Raw genomic sequence first — 16,919 nt, 5'->3', positions numbered from 1 at the left:
GGGCGACGGGGTGAAGTCCGGACTTCGCAGGTTCGGGACGCTGGTTTGCTGTGCTTTCTGGACCGCAGGGTGTCCGTTGTCTCCGGGCGACGGGGTGACGTCCGGACTTCGCAGGTGCGCGACGCCCCCGCGCCGCGAAGTCCGGACTTCGCAGGAGGCCGGTCAGCGGCGCGCCACGCCGGGGTGTGACGCCAGGTACGCCTCGAAGGCCTCGGCCGAGGTCTTCGACGGGGTGAAGCCGAAGTCGTCCTTCAGCTTCGCATTCGCCAGAACGGGGCGGTAGCGGAGGAAGCGCACCTGTTCCGGGCCGTGGACGGTGAGGCGCAGCATCCGTCCCATCCGCAGGCCGAAGCCCAGCACCGCGGCGGGCACCGTCACGACCGGCTTGCCGAGGCGCCGGGCGATCTCGGGCACGGTCACGCGGCCGTCGCCGGCGACGTTGTAGATGCCGGGCGGGCCGTCGGTGGCGGCGCGTGCCATCGCGGCGGCGACGTCGTCGACCCACACGAAGACGAAGGGCGACTCCGAGCCGCGCACCTTCAGGAGGGCAGGCCCGTCCCAGAGCGCCGTGATCTGGTTCTGCACCGTCGGGCCCAGGATCGTGCCGATGCGGAACACGACCTGCTCGAGCTCGGGGCGCGCCTCGCGGTATCCGGCGAGCAGCTGCTCGACGAGGCGCTTGTGCTTCGAATAGGGGAACTCGTCGTTGCCGCGTACGGGGTCGCTCTCGCGCAGCCACTCGGGGTTGTCGGGGTGGTAGCCGTAGGCGGCGCCCGACGACGACACCACGATCCGCTTCACGCCGGCCTCGACGCACGCCTCGAGCACGTGCCGCGATCCGTCCACATCCACCCGGTACTCGAGATCGTGGTCGCGGCCGGGGTTGACGATGGCGGCGAGGTGCACGACGACGTCGATCCGGTGGCGGCGCAGCAGCGGCACGAGGCCGTCGGGACGGGTGACGTCGCACTCGTCGTAGACGACGCCGTCGACGGGATGCTGCGGCCGCCGCAGATCGCCGGCCACGACGAGCTCGACATCGGGGCGGCAGGCGAGGGCAGCGGCCACGTGGGATCCGAGAAATCCGGCGCCACCGGTGACGAGGACGCGGATGCTCATGCGGCGGGCTCCGCGGGATCGGCCGACCCCGTCGTCGCGGACCCGGTCGCGCCGTCCGTCGCCCGCACCGCGTGGCGCGACGCGTCGCCCTTGGCCGACCCCGTGCGCTTCTTCGTGTGCCGGGCCCAGAGGGCGGCGACGATGAGCCCCGCGATGATGTCCCAGATGCCCCACCAGCCGGCGACGATCGCCATGCCGCCGAGGCCGCCGAAGAAGGCGAACACCAGCCCGAGGCCGAGGCCCGCGTTGCGGATGCCGACCTCGAACGTCATCGCCTTGCGCTCGCGGGTGCCGAGGCCGCCGACGACAGCGGTGCTGTACCCGATCGCCAGTGCGACGGCGTCGTGGATCGTGACGACGAGGATGATGACGCCGAGGAATGCGACGAAATAGGCCCAGTTGCCCGCCAGCGCGGCGACGATGAAGCCGACGAGCGCGAGCAGCGAGAACCACTTGACGAACGGCTGCACGCGCTTCGCGAACGCGGGGAAGCGGTGGCGGATGAACAGACCCAAGGCGAACGGCAGACCGATGATGAGAAGGATGTCGCCGAGCATCGCCCACGCGTCGAGCGACACGGCCTCGAGCAGCGTGCGTGCGGTCGGATGCAGCGAACCCCAGAACGCGATCGACAGCGGCAGCACGAAGATGTAGATGATGTTCGAGACGGCGGTCATCGACACCGAGAGGGCCACATTGCCGCCGGAGCGATGCGTGAGCACCTGCGAGATGTTGCCCGGAGGGCAGCAGGCGACGAGGATCATGCCGAGCGCCATGGACGGCGTCACCGGCAGGACCAGGGTCAGCGCGAAGGTCACCGCGGGCAGCACGATGAGCTGCGCGAGGATCGCGATGACGAAGGGCTTCGGCTTGCGCGCCACGACCTTGAAGTCGTCCAGCGTCGTGTCCAGCGCGATGCCGAACATGATCAGCCCGAGCACGACGTTGAGGATCACGAGCGTGCCCGGATTGAAGTTGAGCACGACGTCGTCGGGGTTCACGCCGTCACCTCCCGGCGGGCGGCACCGCGCGCCCGTCGCGGGCCGCGGGAGGCGGCATCCGTCTTCAGCGCCTGCGTGGCGGTGCGGACAGCGCCGCGGTACGCGTCCTTGTTGACGTAATACGACATGCGCTCGAGGCCGAGGTAGTTGTAGCCGCCGGTGAGATCCGGCCACGGCTCGCCCGTCACGCGCGTCCGGAACGCCGCGGCGCGATCGGGGTGGCGCTCGAGCGCCGCGAGGTAGGCGGCGATGAGCTCGGCCTGCTCGTACCGGCCCTGCCAGCCGATTCCGGATGCCTCGATCATGCCCATCACGTAGAGCCCGTTGAACGTCGGGGTGAAGGTGTTGAGGAAGAGGCGCGGGGCCATGCCCGACCAGTCCAGTGCGGCGCGGTCGACGAACGGGTAGTCGAGCTTGTAGCCGGTGGCGAGCAGCACCGTGTCGTACTCGGCCGACGAGCCGTCGCGGAAGTGCACCGTGCGCCCGTCGAAACGGTCGATGTCGGGCACGATCCGCAGGTCGCCCTGCCCCAGGTGGTTGAGGATGAGCGTGTTGACGATGGGGTGCGACTCGTAGATCTTGTAGTCGGGCTGGGGGAACCCGAACCGCACGGGGTCGCCGGTGAAGGCGCGGAGCACCCGAGTGTCGACGAACTGTTTGATGCGCGCCGGGAGCGGCTTGCCCTGGTTGAGGGTGTCGGAGGGCTTGCCGAACAGGTAGCGCGGGACGAAGTAGTAGCCGCGGCGCACGCTCATGTCGACGGAGGCCGCGTGGTGCACCGCGTCGACCGCGATGTCGCAGCCGGAATTGCCGGCGCCGATGATGAGCACCCGCTTGCCGGTGAGCTGGGTCGCGGACTTGTAGGCGCTGGTGTGGAGGAGCTCACCTGTGAACTCGCCACGGAACGCGGGGACGTTCGGCTCGGCCAGCGTGCCGTTCGCGAGGATCACCCCGTCGTAGCGCTGCTCGACCTGGCCGTCGCCGCCGGTCGCTGAGGCTGTCGAGGGGCCTTCGGCACGCAGCATCCACCCGCCGTCGTCCGTGGGCGTGAGCGAGGTGACCTTCGTGTCGAAGCGGAATCGGGCGGTCAGCCCGAAGTGATCGGCGAAGTCGCGGAAGTACGTGATGAGCTCGCGGTGGCTCGGGTAGTCGGCCTTCGTGCGCATCGGGAACTCGGCGAACTCGGTCGTGGTGCGCGACGAGATGAGGTGCGCCGACTCGTACATCGTGGAGCGCGGGTTCTCGATGTCCCAGAGGCCACCGACCCCGCGCGACGCCTCGAAGCCGTCGAACTCGATCCCGGCCTTCTGCAGCGCCCGAGCGGCGGAGAGGCCCGATGGCCCGGCGCCGATGATGGCATAGCGGTGCGCGCTCATGCGTCCTTCATTCCGTCTCCACACGTCGTCGTGTCGTCGGCGCGACGGTGCCGACCCCAGTTTCGAGAGCAACCCTAAGCGTTAGTCGGAATTAACCGAAATCCCGCGTCGCCTCACACGAAGACTGCCAGGACGCCCCGCACCAGCACCACTGTCGCACCGGCCCACGCGATGGCGAGCATCGCCACCCGGGCGATCCGCGGCGACACGTTGCGCGAGAGGATCGTGCCGATCGCGATGCCGGCGATCGTCGCGACCACGAGGGTGCCGACGTCTTCGACCGGCGAGGTCGGCAGCCCGCGCAGCGCCACGGACGCGATGCCGAACGCCAGGAAGATCACCTGCACGCTGGCGGCGAAACGGCGCTGCGGCCACTTGTCGCCGACCGCGTACGCGGCCAGTGCGGGGCCGGAGAGACCGCTCGCGGCGTTCATGAAGCCGGCGGCCGACCCCGCGACGATCGCGCCGGTGCGACCTGACAGTGAGGCCGAGAGTGCGGGGATGTGACTCGCCACGAGCGCGAAGTACGCCATCGCCGCGATCAGCAGCAGGAGGGCGGCCTCGGGCAGCAGGTGCACCAGCAGCACGCCGAACGGCGAGGCGATGAGGCCCGGCCAGATGAGCCACCAGGTGCGCCGCCACTCGACGTGCTTCCAGACGAACGGTACCGCGGTGCACGCAGCCACGAGGGCGAGCAGCACGGCGATCGTGACCCCTTCGACCGGTCCGTAGAGCAGAACGATCGGCCCCACGAGCACGAGCACGAACCCGAGTCCGGTGATGCGCTGGATCACCGCCGCGACGAAGGCCGCGATCGCCGCGAGCACCAGGGTGAGAGCCACAGCTCAGCTCTGCGCGAGCGCGAAGGCCCCGACGAGCTCGGTGAGCTGGTCGCGCATGTCCTCGTCGGAGATCGTCGGGGTGTTGTCGCCGGCCTGCGGGCCGTAGTCGCCGAACGAGGAGTGGCTCGCGCCCTCGATCTCGTGCATCTCGGCGTCTTCGGGCAGCAGGTGGCGGGCGTCCGCGATCTTCTCCGGCGTCGAGAGCCCGTCCTCGCTGCCGGAGACGCTGATCACCGGCAGACCCGACTCCGACAGGTCGTTCGAGCAGTAGGAGCCGAACAGGGCCAGGCCGTCGGCATCCGTCGCGAGCTGGCACGCCCGCACGCCGCCGAGCGAGTGCCCGCCCACCAGCCAGGTGTCGACGTCGGGCGCGAGACCGGTGAACGTCGAGAGCGGCCTGACATCGAAGAACGCGAGGTTGAGCCACGGCTTGGTGATGACGACGGTGACGCCGTCCTCGGCCACGAGGCCCGAGACCTTGTACGCGTACGCCCACGGGTCGACCTTCGCCCCCGGGATGTACACCAGTCCCACGTCGGCGGACTCGCCGGTGGGGGAGAGCACGATGCCCGCGTCGGTGTCGGTGATCTCGATGCCGGGGTCGGCCTTGACCTCCGCGAGCGGATCCGCCTCGGCGCCCATGACCCCCACCTGGCTCCAGATGAGGATGCCGACCACGGCGAGCACAATGAGCGCCCCGATCGAGCCGAGGATCCACCACAGGACCCGCAACCCGCGCCGGCGGGGCTTGGCCGTGGGCTCGGGAGTGGTTTCGGGCGAAGTCTCGGGATCAGGGCCGGGCTGAGTCACCGACTCAGCGTACGCGGTCGCCGCCGATCATCGCTGGTTCGGGGCGCACGACGCGCGTTCGGGGCGCGCGCGTCGCGCCCCGAACGATCGCGGCGCCCCGAACCCCGAAAGTCACCCGAGCTCCGCCTGCCGCGCCGCCACGATCGCCTCGACCTTCGGGAAGAGTGGATGCTGCGGCTCGAGGCCCGTGACCGACTCGGTGAAGGACGCGGCATCCTGTTCCCGCAGCATCCGCTGCAGGTCCACCGACTGGGCGTCCTCGGGGTCGTCGAATGCGAGCGCCGCACCCATCGCCGCGACCAGGGCGTCGACGCCGAGCCCGCGCTCGGCGGCCTCCGCCGCCGGCCCCACGAACCTCTCGTGGCGCGAGAGCTTGCGCAGCGGCTGACGTCCGACGCGCCACACCGTGTCGGGGAGCGCCCTGTTGCGGAACCGGCCGAGGATCGTCGCGCGGTAGTCCGCCAGCGAGGCCGCGTCGAGCCCGTGCTTCGCTTCCAGCAGCGCCGATGTCTCTTCGAGCGCAGCCTCGACCCGCGACGCGATCGCCGGGTCGGCCAGTGCTCCGGCGATCCCCTCGACCCCGGACTGCGCGCCGAAGTAGGCCGTGGCCGCGTGCCCGGTGTTGACCGTGAACAGCTTTCGCTCGATGTACGGCGCGAGGTCGTCGACGAAGTGCGCGCCGGGGATGTCAGGCGGGTCGTCGCCGAACGGCGGTCGCTCGATCGCCCACTCGAAGAACGGCTCGACGGTGACGTCGACGCCCGCGCCCTCAGGCTGGGCCGGCACGATGCGGTCGACGGCGGTGTTGGCGAACACGGCCCGCGACGAGAGCGCGTCCCATGCGTCGCCGGCGAGGGCCTTGATCTGGTCTCGCAGCAGGTCGGTGGCGTTGATCGCGTTCTCGCACGCCATGATCTGCAGCGGGGGGCTCGACGGGTCCCGCAGCGCGAGCCCGGCGACGATGTGCGGTGCGACGAACTTCAGGATCGTCGGCCCCACGGCCGTCGTGACGACGTTGGCTCCGGCGATCTCATCGATCACCTTGTCGGGGTGCTCCGCGCTGTTGATGGCGGTGAAGCCCGTCACCACCGTGTCGCGACCGCCCTCGCCCACCTCGTGCACCGTGTAGCGGGACACGTGGTTGATCGCGTCGACCAGCGGGGCGGCGACGTCCGAGAAGACGAGGTCGTACCCGCCCTCGTGCAGGAGCAGCCCGACGAACCCTCGCCCGATGTTGCCGGCCCCGAAGTGGACGGCCTTCATCACACGCCCGCCGCCGACACCAGGCCGAACAGCTCCTCCGGCGTCTGGGCGGTCTTGAGGCGTTCGACCTCGTCCTCGTCCGAGAACAGGATCGCGATCTGCGACAGGATCTCGAGGTGCTCGTCGCCCTTGCCCGCGATGCCGACCACGAACGTCACCGGGTTGCCGTCCCAGTCCACGCCGCCGTCGTAGCGCACGACCGACAGCGCCGATTCGAGGATCTCGCCCTTGGTCTCATTGGTGCCGTGGGGGATCGCGAGCTCGTTGCCCATGTACGTCGACACGGTCTGCTCGCGCTGGAGCATCGCGTCGTAGTAGGCGCCGGTGACCGCGCCCGCCGAGTGGAGGATGTCGGCCGCCTCCCGCATCGCCTCGTCGCGTGTCGCGCTCCCGGAGTGGATGCGCACCTGCCCGATGCTCAGGACCTCGCGTGCCATGTTCTCGCCTTTCTCGTCGTTCGTCTGCAGATGTCGTCGGAGGAGATACGGATGCCGCGACCCGCCGCCCGTATGGAGCAGCGGGGCGCGGCCGTGCCGAGGGCGGTGGGGCCGGGGGCTTCTCGCCCGCCCGGCCCCACCGCGGTCTCAGCTACGCACCATCCTCGTGCTGGGCGCGGACGAGGTCCACGACCTCGTCGTAGCGCGGCGAGTTCATGAAGTTGTCGACCGACACGTGCACCGAGTTCGGCGTCTTCTGCCGCGCCCGGTCGGTGAGCTGGTTCTGCGTGATCACGAGATCCGCCGACGCGTCCAGGGCCGCGATCGCCTTGTTGGTGACTGTGACGTCCTCGATGCCCGCCTTCTTGATCTTGTTGCGCAGGACGCTCGCGCCCATGGCCGACGAGCCCATGCCCGCGTCGCACGCGAACACGATGTTCTTGATCTCGCGCTCGGTCATGGTGGCCGGCTCGATGCCGCCGTCGGCGCTGGTCGCAGCGCCGCTGCGCAGGCCGTCCAGTGCTGCCGACGACTTGCCCTTGGCCGCCGCGGTCTGCGTGATCGCCGCGCCGAACGCGTCGTCGGTCGCCGCCATCGCCTCGAGGTCGCGCTTGCGCGAGGCGCGCAGGATGACCCACGAGATGAGGAACGTCACGGTGGCGGCCAGCACCACCGAGAGCAGGACCGCGACGTACGAGTTGTTCGCGACTTGGGCGACCACCGCGAAGATGCTGCCTGGTGCCGCGGGTGCTCTCAGGGCGCCCCCGAGGAGCATGTTCGTCGTGACGCCGGTCATGCCGCCCGCGATCAGCGCGAGGATCAGCATCGGCTTCATGAGCGCGTACGGGAAGTACACCTCGTGGATGCCGCCGAAGAACTGGATCACTGCGGCGCCCGGGGCGGAGGCGCGCGCGGCGCCGATGCCGAAGAACGTGAACGCGAGCAGAAGACCCACACCGGGGCCCGGGTTGGCCTCGAGGAGGAACAGGATCGACGAACCGGTGTCGGCGGACTCCTGGATGCCGAGCGGCGTCAGCACGCCGTGGTTGATGGCGTTGTTGAGGAAGAACACCTTCGCCGGCTCGATGATGATGCTCGTCAGGGGAAGCAGGTTGTAGCCGACCAGCCAGTCCACGGCCGCGCTGAGCGCCTGCATGATGCCGTTGACGACCCACGCGATCGGGTAGAAGCCGATGATCGCGAGGACGAAGCCCCAGATGCCCGCCGAGAACATGTTCACGAGCATCTCGAAGCCCGCCTTGATCTTGCCCTCCCACAGGCTGTCCAGCCATCGCATGGAGTAGGCGCAGATCGGGGCCATGATCATCGCGCCGATGAACATGTGCACCTGGCCGAGCTGGTTGTCGGCCGGCAGGTCGGCGTTGATCTGCGCGATCAGGTAGTCCGACCCCGCGATCGCGCCGAACGTGCCGATCGAGGCCACCACTCCGCCGCGCACACCGTAGATGATGCTGCCGCCCGTGTACGCGATCAGGATCGGCAGCAGATAGTGGATGAAGGGCCCCACCAGCGTCGCGAGCGCCGGCACCGGGGTCCACCCGACCGCGATGAAGAACGCGGTGAAGATGCCCCACGCGATGAGCGCGGGGATGTTCGGCATGATCATGCCGGACAGGAACGTGCCGAAGCGCTGGACTCCGACTCGCGCCTTGCTGGTGCCCGTGGCGGGCACTGACGCCGTTGTCATTTTGCTGTCTCCCTTGTGTATGGGTGTCCCGGCCGCCGGGGCGACCTATCGGGCGGCCGCCTGCTGGGCGGCGGACCGGGCGGATGCCGCGTCGTTCGCGGCGAGGGCGGCCGTGGCGATGTCGCGTGCCTCGGCGATGGTGTGCTGGAGAAGGGTGGCGCGCACGTCGGCGAGGGCTGTGGGTGCCATGGACAGGCTCGTGGCGCCGAGGCCCACGAGCACGACGGCGAGCAGGGGATCTGCCGCCGCCTCACCGCAGATGCCCACCGGCTTGCCGTTCGCGCGGCCGGCGTCGCCGACCTCGCGGATCAGGCGCAGCACCGCAGGGTGCCACGGATCCTGGAACGACGCGACCGATCCGAGGAGCCGGTCTGCGGCGAGCGTGTACTGCGTGAGGTCGTTGGTGCCGATGGAGGCGAAGTCCGCGTCCACCAGGATGCGGTCGGCGAGGAGCGCCGACGAGGGCACCTCCACCATGACGCCGGCGGTCTTGATGCCGTAGTCGCGCGCGAGGTCTGTGAAGTAGGTCGTCTCCTCGACCGTGGCGACCATAGGGGCCATGACCCACAGGTCGGCGTCGGTGGCGGCATCCGCTTCGGCGAGGGCGGTGAGCTGTTCGCGCAGGATGTCCTCGCTGGCGCGGAGCGCACGGATGCCTCGGAGCCCGAGTGCCGGATTCTCCTCGTGTGCGTCGTTCAGGAACGCGAGCGGCTTGTCGGCACCGGCGTCGAGCACTCGCACGACGACCTTCTTGCCGGGGAACGCCGCGAGGAGCTTCGTGTACGCCTCGCGCTGCTGCTCGACCGTGGGCGCCTGGTTGGAGCTCAGGAACAGGAACTCGGTGCGGAACAGGCCCACGCCCTCGGCGCCCAGCGCGACCGCGTCGGCGGCGCCGTCGGGGTTGCCGAGGTTCGCCAGCAGCGGCACCGCGGTGCCGTCGGCGAGCGCGCCGTCGGTGATCGGGGCGGATGCCGCGGACGCGCGTGCGTCCGCGCGGTTCTGCGCCCGTTCGAGCTCGTCGGCGGTGGGGTCGGTCGTCACGACGCCGGCGGCGGCATCCACGATCACCGTCTCGCCCTCGCGCAGACCGGTCGCCGACGTCGCGCCCACGATCGCGACGATGGACTTCTCGCGCGCGAGGATCGCGGTGTGCGAGGTCGGACCGCCCTCGGTCGTCACGAGCGCGAGCACCTTGTCGAGGTCAAGGAGCGCCGTGTCGGCCGGCGCGAGATCCTTCGCGACGAGGACGAACGGATGCCCCGGATCCGGCACCCCCGGAGCCGGTACGCCGCGGAGGCGGGCGATCACCCGCTGTGCGACGTCGTCGAGGTCGGCGGCGCGCTCGCCGAGGTAGCCGCCCATCGCCGTGAGCTGATCGCGGAACGACGCGAACGCGTCGTACACCGCGAACTCGCCGGTCTTGCCCTGCGCCAGCCGCGTGCCGATCTCGTCAGCGAGGGTCGGGTCCTCGGCCATCATGGCCTGCGCCTCGAGCACCTCCTGCGCGGCTCCGCCGGCCTGCGCCCCACGGGCCTCGAGCTCGCGCGCGACGGCGGCGACGGCATCCGTCACCCGCGCCTTCTCCTCGTCGGCGCTGATCGTGCTCGGCGCGTCCGACGGCGCCGGCGCCGGCTCCGCCATGCGCGCGACGGGCCCCTGGGCGACGCCCAGTCCGATTCCCACACCCCGCAGTTCAGTCATGGTTCAGGCCTCCGCGTCGTGGTCGGTGGTGAGCAGTTCCGCGAGCGTGTCGAGGGTCGACTCCGCCCCGTCGCCGTCTGCCGTGAGGGTCACGTAGTCGCCCTGCTCGATCCCGAGCGCGATCACGCCGAGGATGCTCGCCGCGTTGACGGGGCTCCCCGCGTCTTTGGCGATCGTGATCGGGATGCCGGCATCCTTCGCCGCCTGCGCGAACAGCTTCGCCGGACGCGCGTGCAGACCGTGCGCCGATCCGATCCGGACGGTGCGTGAGATGGGTGGCATGTCGTGACCTCTCTGTCTGTTCCTGGTTCGTCGCGGTGTTGTTCAGTCCTGCAGTGGCGGCGCCGCATCCGCGGCCGGGAGCGGCCCCCCGGGGCTCCCGATCGCGGCGCGGACCAGCGCGAGTGTCCGCGTGCCGTCCCGGTCTCCGAAGATGTCGGACGGCAGCAGCACCACCGTCGTGCCTCGCGCGGCGGCATCCCGTTCGATGCGCTCGAGCGCATGGACCAGGTGCGGACCCACGAGGACGACGTCGGCGGCATCGAGATCGATCGGAAGCGACTGCTCGGTGCCGGCGAAGGCGGAATAGTCGAGTCCCTCTGCGTGGGCCGCGTGACGCACACGCTGAGCGACGAAGGTGCTCGAGGCACCCGCTCCGCAGACCACCAGGATCCTCATCGATCCGCCTCCTCTTCTGGCCATTCTTGTGAGAACGCTGGGAGCGGCACAACCACTCCTTCTTCCGCAGGGGCGGAAACGCCGTGTGGCGGCACCCGGTCGGCGTCCCTGTTCTCGCTCGGGGTTTGGGGCGCGCCACGAACGTTCGGGGCGCGCGCCGTGCGCCCCGAACGCCTCTCATGCGCCCCAGAACCGGGTGGCACCGGATGCTGCAGCCCCGGGCCGCGGCAGACCGCCTCGGCATCGACTGCGCGTGGTTGACTGGGCGTGTGACCCGAGCCCGGCAAGATCGTGTGCTCGGACTGCTCCTGCGCGACGGCGATTGGGTCACGGCATCCGCTCTCGCCGACGCGCTGGGCGTGACTCCCCGCAGCATCCGCTCCTACGTCACCGCCGCGAACGCGCGGGTGGCGCCGGGCGTCGCGGTCGAATCCGGGCCGCAGGGCTACCGCGCCGGATCCGATGCCGCGGCGGCGCTCCGGGCGGGCGGCGACACCGGCACCCCGCGCGACCGGCTGCACACGCTGGTGCGGGCGCTCCTCGACGCTCCCGACGGCATCGACGTCTTCGAGACCGCCGATGCGCTGCACGTCTCGCCGGCCACCCTCGACGCCGACCTCGCCCGCGTCCGCGGACTGCTCGGCGGAACCGAGCTCACCCTCGAGCGCTCCGCGTCCCGCGCCCGGTTGCGCGGCACCGAGGGCGCGCAGCGACGCCTGCTGAGCAAGCTCGCCCACGACGAGATGGACGCCGGAAGCTTCGACCTCGCCGCCCTCCGCCGCACGCTCGGCGAGGGATCGGTCGGGGCACAGGCCTTCGGCCCGTTCAAGACCGAGCTCGTCGCGCGGCTCGGCGAACTGGGTTGGTTCGTCAACGAGTTCGGCATCGCCGACGTCGTCATGCACATCGCGATCGCCGCCGACCGCACGTCGCGCGACCGCCCGCTCGACGCGGCCGGCGGCACTTCGCGGGAGCGGCCGACCCAGAGCCAGGTCGCCGAGATCATCGCGGAGCTGTCCGAGCGGCACCTCGGCGTGCGGCTCGGCAGCGCCGATCTGCAGCACCTCGCGACGCTGGTGCTCACACGCGTCGTCGCGCCCGACGGGCATGAGGACGCCGCATCCGTTACCGTGCCGTCCTCCCTCGATCCCGAGATCGAGGCGGTGGTGCGCGAGGTCGTGACGGCGGCCGCGGACGAGTTCCTCGTCGACATCGCGCACGACGACTTCGTGGCGCGGCTCGCGCTGCACGTGCAGAACCTGCTGCACCGTGCGCGCGAGCAGGCGTGGTCGCGCAATCCGCTGACACGGTCGCTGAAGTCGACGTACCCGATGATCTTCGAGGTCGCGGTGTTCATCGCGAGCAGGCTGCAGCAGCGGCTCGGCATTCCGCTCCCCGACGACGAGATCGCCTACATCGCGATGCATGTCGGCGGCCGGCTCGAGCGCAGCCGCCGCGCGGACCAGCTCCTCACCGCGACGATCGTGTGCCCCGGCTACTACGACCTGCACGAGCTGCTGCGCTCGAGCGTCGACCGTTCGCTCGGGCAGGCGATCGAGGTCGTGGGCGTCGAGACCCGCGTCGATCCCGACTGGGCCTCGATCGACACCGCCCTCGTCCTGACGACGATCGACCCGCCCACGACGAACGACCGGATCGTGCGCATCCAGCCGTTCCTCACCGACGCCGACGTCGAACGCGTGCAGGCCGCGGCCGGGAGGATCCGCCGCTCGCGCCGCCTCGCGCGGCTGCGCGCGGAGCTGGAGCGCTACTTCGAGCCGTCCGCGTTCCTCCGAGGCCTCGATGAGGCCGCCGGCGAAGAGGGCGTGATCCGAGGGCTGGGCGCCCTGCTCCAGGCCCGCGGGGTCATCGATGCCGAGTACGTCGAGCGCACCATCGAGCGCGAGCGTCTCTCATCCACCGCGTTCACCGACGCGCTGGCGGTGCCGCACGCGCTCGAGATGACGGCATCCCGCACCGCCATCGCCATCGGCATCGCCGACCCGTCGATCCCGTGGGGCGACGGGCGCGTGCAGGTCGTGGCGCTGGTGGCGTTCTCCGAGACCGACCGTGAGGCCTTCCAGACGGTGTTCGAGCAGTTCGTCGAGGTGTTCAGCGAGCGCGACAGCGTGCAGCGCCTCGTCCGCCGGGGCACCGACTTCAACGCCTTCCTCGACGAGCTCGTCGCCGTCATCGACGGCTGAGCCGCAGCATCCGTCTCCGGCGTCTGTCGTCTGTGACGGGTTCGGGGCGCGTATTGTCCGTTGGGGCGCGGATTCTGCGCCCCAACGGAGCGTTCACGCCCCAAGACCCTTCATCCGTGCGTCATCGCGAAGGCCGGATGCCGAAGGCCTCGAGACGTGCACCGAGCTCGGACGCTGTCGCCAGGTGCGGCCAGCCCCATCGTGCGTATCGGCGCTGGGTCGTGCCACGGATCCAATCCTCGCGTTGCTTCTCCTCGTCGAGCGCCTGGGAGGAGGTCCGGCCGTCGAGGAGCTTTCCGTCGACGTACTTGATCGCTCCGTCGAACTCGCCGAATGCGGCGATCTCCTCGAGTCCGAAGTCCACGTAGTAGGGCTGTCCGCGCGGTCCAGGAACGGCCACCTGAAGCTCGAGGATGCGGAACCCGAGCTCTCGCAGCCGGATCCGGCTGATGCTCTCACCAGGCAGTTGCGCTCGACCGTCGGCGAAGTCCAGGACTCGTCGTGCGCGCGTCTGACCGTGTGCGGATCGCCTGACGATCTCGGCGACCCTGTCGCGAAAGGCTTGGGCTCCCTCCACGTCGTACTCGCCTGGTCCCGCCACGAACTGCTTGCGCAGTGCCGCATCGGCGATCGTCACCGCCTGCTCGAACGTCGCGGTGCGCGCGACATCCGCGACCGTGCGCGCGAGCGAGGTGATCCGCAGGCCGTCGGCTTCCACGACGTCCTCGTCGCACAATTCACCACGATGACGGACGACGCCGAAGGCGGCGCCAGGGCGCTCCGCCGCCGCGATGATGTGGATGCGCTCGCGATCGGCGCGATAGAGGGGCAGTCCATGCGCGGCTGCCGCGGTTTCGTGCGACACGACCGGCGAGCTCGCCGACACTTCGGTCAGGGCCTGCGCGCGGGCGATGGCCCGAGCTTCGGGTTTCGCCGCGGTCCACGCGTCGCCGCGAACGAAGACACCCGGTCGGATCTTCACGAGCTGTCCCGCGCGCAGCGCCTGAGCGAGACGCCGTGGGCTCACCCCTCGCAGGAGCAGGTCGTCGTGCCGAAGGAGGCTAAAGACGGTCACACGTCGAGTCTTCGCAACGACGACGGGAGCGTGGTCGCCCGGTGACCACGCCGTGGACAACACGGCGGTGCGGCGCGGTGTGGACCCGATGGGGAGGAACCGGCCGCCGATCCCACTCTCGTCAGCGGGGACTCGGTCATCCCGCACGGGGTTTGGGGCGCAGCTTCTCCGTTGGGGCGGAGGATCTGCGCCCCAACGGAGAGATCGCGCCCCAAACCCGGAAGTGGCTGGATGCAGCGGGCCGGGCCGGCAAACGACGAGGGCGACGGATGCTGCGCCCCGGCGTCAGCCGCGGGCGAGGCGCTCGGTGAGGTCGAGGCGCACCGCGGGCCACTCGGCCGGGAGGATCGAGAACACCACGGTGTCGCGGAGGGTGCCGTCGGGGCCGAGGCGGTGGTTGCGGAGCACGCCGTCCTGCTTGGCGCCGAGGCGCGCGATGGCGGCACGGGACTGGCGGTTGTGCCAGTGCGTGCGGAACTCCACCGCGATGGCGTCGCACTGATCGAACGCGTGGGCGAGCAACAGCAGCTTCGAGGCGGTGTTCACGGCGGTGCGCTGCGCCTCGAGTCCGATCCACGTGTGCCCGATCTCGACGTGCCGGTTGGCCTGGTCGATGTTGCAGAACGTGGTCGTGCCGATCACCCGCCCGGTGTCCAGCCGGCGCACCGCCCACGGATTCATGTGGCCCTCGTCGCGCCACGCCAGGCGCTGCGCGATGTCGGCGGCGATGCCCTCCGGGCGCGGCACCGATGTGTACCAGGTGTGCTCCAGACCCGCGGCCGCGGCGGCCAGGTCGGCCTCATGCTCGGGGGAGAGGGGTTCCAGGCGCACGTGCGCGTTCTCGAGGGTGACCGGCGAGGTGAGGAGCATGCTTCGAGCGTAGGCCGCGGGTACGTCGAACCCTGCCGGATGGGCAACGTGCGAAGCATCCATATCGCGTTGACGTCCACATGCGCGCCCGCACGTCGTCATACTTCGCAATTGTTCGCCCCGCCCGGCCCTCGCCTCCGAAGCCCCGCCTAGGCTCGAACGGTGCGTCCATTCCGGCGCATGCACAGCGAAGAGGACTCGAAACAGATGAAGACGAAGAGGCGAGTGATCGCCCCCATCGCACTGGCACTGGCGGCGACCATCGGTCTGGCCGCCTGCGCGCAGGGCGATGCCGCACCCGAGACGTCCGGTGCCGAGGCCACCGGCCAGCTCACCTACGCGATCGCGAGCGACCCGTCGTCGCTCAACCCGATCAACGTCAGCGACCGCTGGGGCCTGACCGTCACCAACATCGTCTACTCGCCGCTCGCGCGCGTCGAGGGCGACGGCACCGTCGTCAACGAGCTGGCCGAGTCCATCGAGCCCGCCGATGACGGCCTCTCGGTCACCGTCACGCTCAAGGACGGCCTGACCTGGTCCGACGGCGAGCCCCTCACGGCCGACGACGTCGTCTTCACCTACACGAACAAGGCCGTCCGCGAGAACGGCAACGCCGACCTGCTGTACGTGGGCGACCAGCCGATCACCGCCGAGGCGACCGACGAGCGCACCGTGGTCTTCCACCTGCCGAGCGTGAGCGCCGCGGCCCTCAGCAACATCGCGACCGAGACGTACATCATCCCCGAGCACGTGTACGGCGACGTCACCGACTTCTCGGTGACCGAGCTCGACCCGCTCGCGGTCGGTTCGGGCCCGTACACGCTCACCGAGTACGAGCGCGGCCAGTACCTCACGTTCGAGGCGAACGAGAACTACTACGGCGAGGCGCCGAAGATCCCCGAGCTGACGCTGCGCATCGTGTCGGACCCGAACACGACCAAGACGGCGCTGCAGACGGGTGAGGTCGACGCATCGTTCGCCACGCCCGACGCGATCGCCGAGCTCGAGGGCGCGGGCCTGAACGTCTACCCGTACGCCGAGGGCCGCGTGGCCTACCTGGGCCTCAACGCCGCGAAGCTCACCGACCCGAAGGTGCGCCAGGCGATCTTCTTCGCCCTGAGCCGTGACGACATCAACACCGCCGCGTTCCTCAGTGACGACTACTACGAGAACGCCTACACGATCCTTCCGCCGAGCAACGCGTTCGCGACCGAGGACGTCGAGAAGTACGAGCAGGACACGGATGCCTCGGCAGCCCTCCTCGAGGAGGCCGGCGTCTCCGACCTCTCGTTCACGCTCGCGTACGCCGGGGCCGACCCCGCGCAGAAGACCGAGGCGACCCTCATCCAGCAGCAGCTGAAGGATGCCGGCATCACGGTGGAGCTCGCGGGCATCGAGCCCGCCGCGGTCTTCGAGGAGATCCAGAAGGGCGCCGACTCGCAGTACGACGCGTTCCTCGGCGGCTACATCATGGGCCAGGACCCCGACGCGTACAGCCTGCTGTACCGCACGGGCGCTTCGGCGAACTACTTCTCGTACTCGAACCCAGCCACGGACGCGCTGTTCGACCAGGGCGCCGTCGAGCTCGACCCCGAGGCCCGCACGGCGATCTACGCCGACCTGCAGGCGCAGATCGCCGAGGATGCGGTGGTCTTCCCGCTCGCCGACAACCTCAAGATCCTCGCCGTGAACCCGCGGATCGGCGGCGTCGAGGACGCCAAGCTGGTCCCGATCTACACGTTCGAGAACTTCGGGCTCCTCACCGAGCAGTAAGAGGCCGTCACGGGCGCTCGCAACCGGGTGCCCGTGACGTCGTCGTGTGTCCGGCGGGCGCT

General features: G+C 70.2%; 16 protein-coding genes. 3 read left to right on the top strand and 13 right to left on the bottom strand.

All coding sequences use genetic code 11. The annotated features are described in order from the left end of the window. Window positions 1–162: 162 nt before the first annotated feature. The 11 genes from Q9R33_RS01500 to Q9R33_RS01450 all read right to left on the bottom strand — a co-directional run bounded on the left by Q9R33_RS01500 (window position 163) and on the right by Q9R33_RS01450 (window position 10,935). Window positions 163–1,119 (bottom strand): SDR family oxidoreductase, encoded by a 957-nt coding sequence (locus Q9R33_RS01500; RefSeq protein ID WP_311292637.1) that lies wholly within the window; start codon window positions 1,117–1,119, stop codon window positions 163–165. Next, window positions 1,116–2,120: a bile acid:sodium symporter family protein gene (locus Q9R33_RS01495; protein ID WP_310247799.1), complete on the bottom strand. Its 1,005-nt coding sequence runs from the start codon at window positions 2,118–2,120 to the stop codon at window positions 1,116–1,118. Before Q9R33_RS01495 ends, Q9R33_RS01500 begins: the two co-directional genes overlap by 4 nt. Beyond that, a complete protein-coding gene (locus Q9R33_RS01490) occupies window positions 2,117–3,496 on the bottom strand; it encodes an NAD(P)/FAD-dependent oxidoreductase (RefSeq protein ID WP_311292636.1) in 1,380 nt (459 codons plus the stop codon). The genes Q9R33_RS01495 and Q9R33_RS01490 overlap by 4 nt, the downstream gene beginning before the upstream one ends. A gap of 113 nt (window positions 3,497–3,609) precedes the next feature. Next, on the bottom strand, window positions 3,610–4,338 hold the full coding sequence (locus Q9R33_RS01485) for a TSUP family transporter (protein ID WP_311292635.1): 729 nt from the start codon (window positions 4,336–4,338) through the stop codon (window positions 3,610–3,612). 3 nt (window positions 4,339–4,341) lie between these two features. Next, window positions 4,342–5,148, bottom strand: coding sequence for an alpha/beta hydrolase (locus Q9R33_RS01480; protein WP_310247809.1), 807 nt, complete (start codon window positions 5,146–5,148; stop codon window positions 4,342–4,344). Between the two features lie 111 nt (window positions 5,149–5,259). Then, window positions 5,260–6,411 carry a mannitol-1-phosphate 5-dehydrogenase gene (locus Q9R33_RS01475; RefSeq protein ID WP_310247813.1) on the bottom strand — a complete coding sequence of 384 codons (1,152 nt, stop codon included), beginning with the start codon at window positions 6,409–6,411 and terminating at the stop codon, window positions 5,260–5,262. Beyond that, window positions 6,411–6,848 (bottom strand): PTS sugar transporter subunit IIA, encoded by a 438-nt coding sequence (locus Q9R33_RS01470; protein WP_311292634.1) that lies wholly within the window; start codon window positions 6,846–6,848, stop codon window positions 6,411–6,413. Before Q9R33_RS01470 ends, Q9R33_RS01475 begins: the two co-directional genes overlap by 1 nt. Before the next feature lie 151 nt (window positions 6,849–6,999). Beyond that, a complete protein-coding gene (locus Q9R33_RS01465) occupies window positions 7,000–8,556 on the bottom strand; it encodes a PTS mannitol transporter subunit IICB (RefSeq protein WP_056370614.1) in 1,557 nt (518 codons plus the stop codon). A 45-nt stretch (window positions 8,557–8,601) separates the two neighbouring features. After that, a complete protein-coding gene (gene ptsP / locus Q9R33_RS01460) occupies window positions 8,602–10,257 on the bottom strand; it encodes a phosphoenolpyruvate--protein phosphotransferase (RefSeq protein WP_311292633.1) in 1,656 nt (551 codons plus the stop codon). A gap of 3 nt (window positions 10,258–10,260) precedes the next feature. After that, window positions 10,261–10,539 (bottom strand): HPr family phosphocarrier protein, encoded by a 279-nt coding sequence (locus Q9R33_RS01455; RefSeq protein ID WP_045300983.1) that lies wholly within the window; start codon window positions 10,537–10,539, stop codon window positions 10,261–10,263. Window positions 10,540–10,581: 42 nt separating this feature from the next. After that, window positions 10,582–10,935 (bottom strand): PTS sugar transporter subunit IIB, encoded by a 354-nt coding sequence (locus Q9R33_RS01450; protein WP_056370611.1) that lies wholly within the window; start codon window positions 10,933–10,935, stop codon window positions 10,582–10,584. 269 nt (window positions 10,936–11,204) lie between these two features. On the opposite strand from Q9R33_RS01450, the gene Q9R33_RS01445 reads away from it, so the two are divergent. After that, window positions 11,205–13,139 carry a PRD domain-containing protein gene (locus Q9R33_RS01445; RefSeq protein WP_311292632.1) on the top strand — a complete coding sequence of 645 codons (1,935 nt, stop codon included), beginning with the start codon at window positions 11,205–11,207 and terminating at the stop codon, window positions 13,137–13,139. 121 nt (window positions 13,140–13,260) lie between these two features. Here Q9R33_RS01445 and Q9R33_RS01440 read toward each other — a convergent pair whose 3' ends face one another. Next, entirely contained in the window at window positions 13,261–13,857 is a 597-nt protein-coding gene (locus tag Q9R33_RS01440) for a hypothetical protein (protein ID WP_311292631.1), read from the bottom strand. Window positions 13,858–13,884: 27 nt separating this feature from the next. On the opposite strand from Q9R33_RS01440, the gene Q9R33_RS01435 reads away from it, so the two are divergent. Further along, window positions 13,885–14,259 (top strand): hypothetical protein, encoded by a 375-nt coding sequence (locus Q9R33_RS01435; protein WP_311292630.1) that lies wholly within the window; start codon window positions 13,885–13,887, stop codon window positions 14,257–14,259. Between the two features lie 240 nt (window positions 14,260–14,499). Here the strand turns inward: Q9R33_RS01435 and Q9R33_RS01430 are convergent, their stop codons facing one another. Continuing rightward, on the bottom strand, window positions 14,500–15,084 hold the full coding sequence (locus Q9R33_RS01430; RefSeq protein ID WP_056370607.1) for a GNAT family N-acetyltransferase: 585 nt from the start codon (window positions 15,082–15,084) through the stop codon (window positions 14,500–14,502). Window positions 15,085–15,291: 207 nt separating this feature from the next. Between Q9R33_RS01430 and Q9R33_RS01425 the strand changes: the two genes are divergently transcribed. Continuing rightward, window positions 15,292–16,857, top strand: a complete 1,566-nt coding sequence (locus tag Q9R33_RS01425; protein WP_311292629.1) for an ABC transporter substrate-binding protein — start codon at window positions 15,292–15,294, stop codon at window positions 16,855–16,857. Window positions 16,858–16,919: the final 62 nt, after the last annotated feature.

The organism is Microbacterium sp. PRC9 (genome assembly GCF_031844125.1).
GTDB lineage: Bacteria > Actinomycetota > Actinomycetes > Actinomycetales > Microbacteriaceae > Microbacterium.
This window is presented reverse-complemented; position numbering and strand designations above follow the sequence as displayed.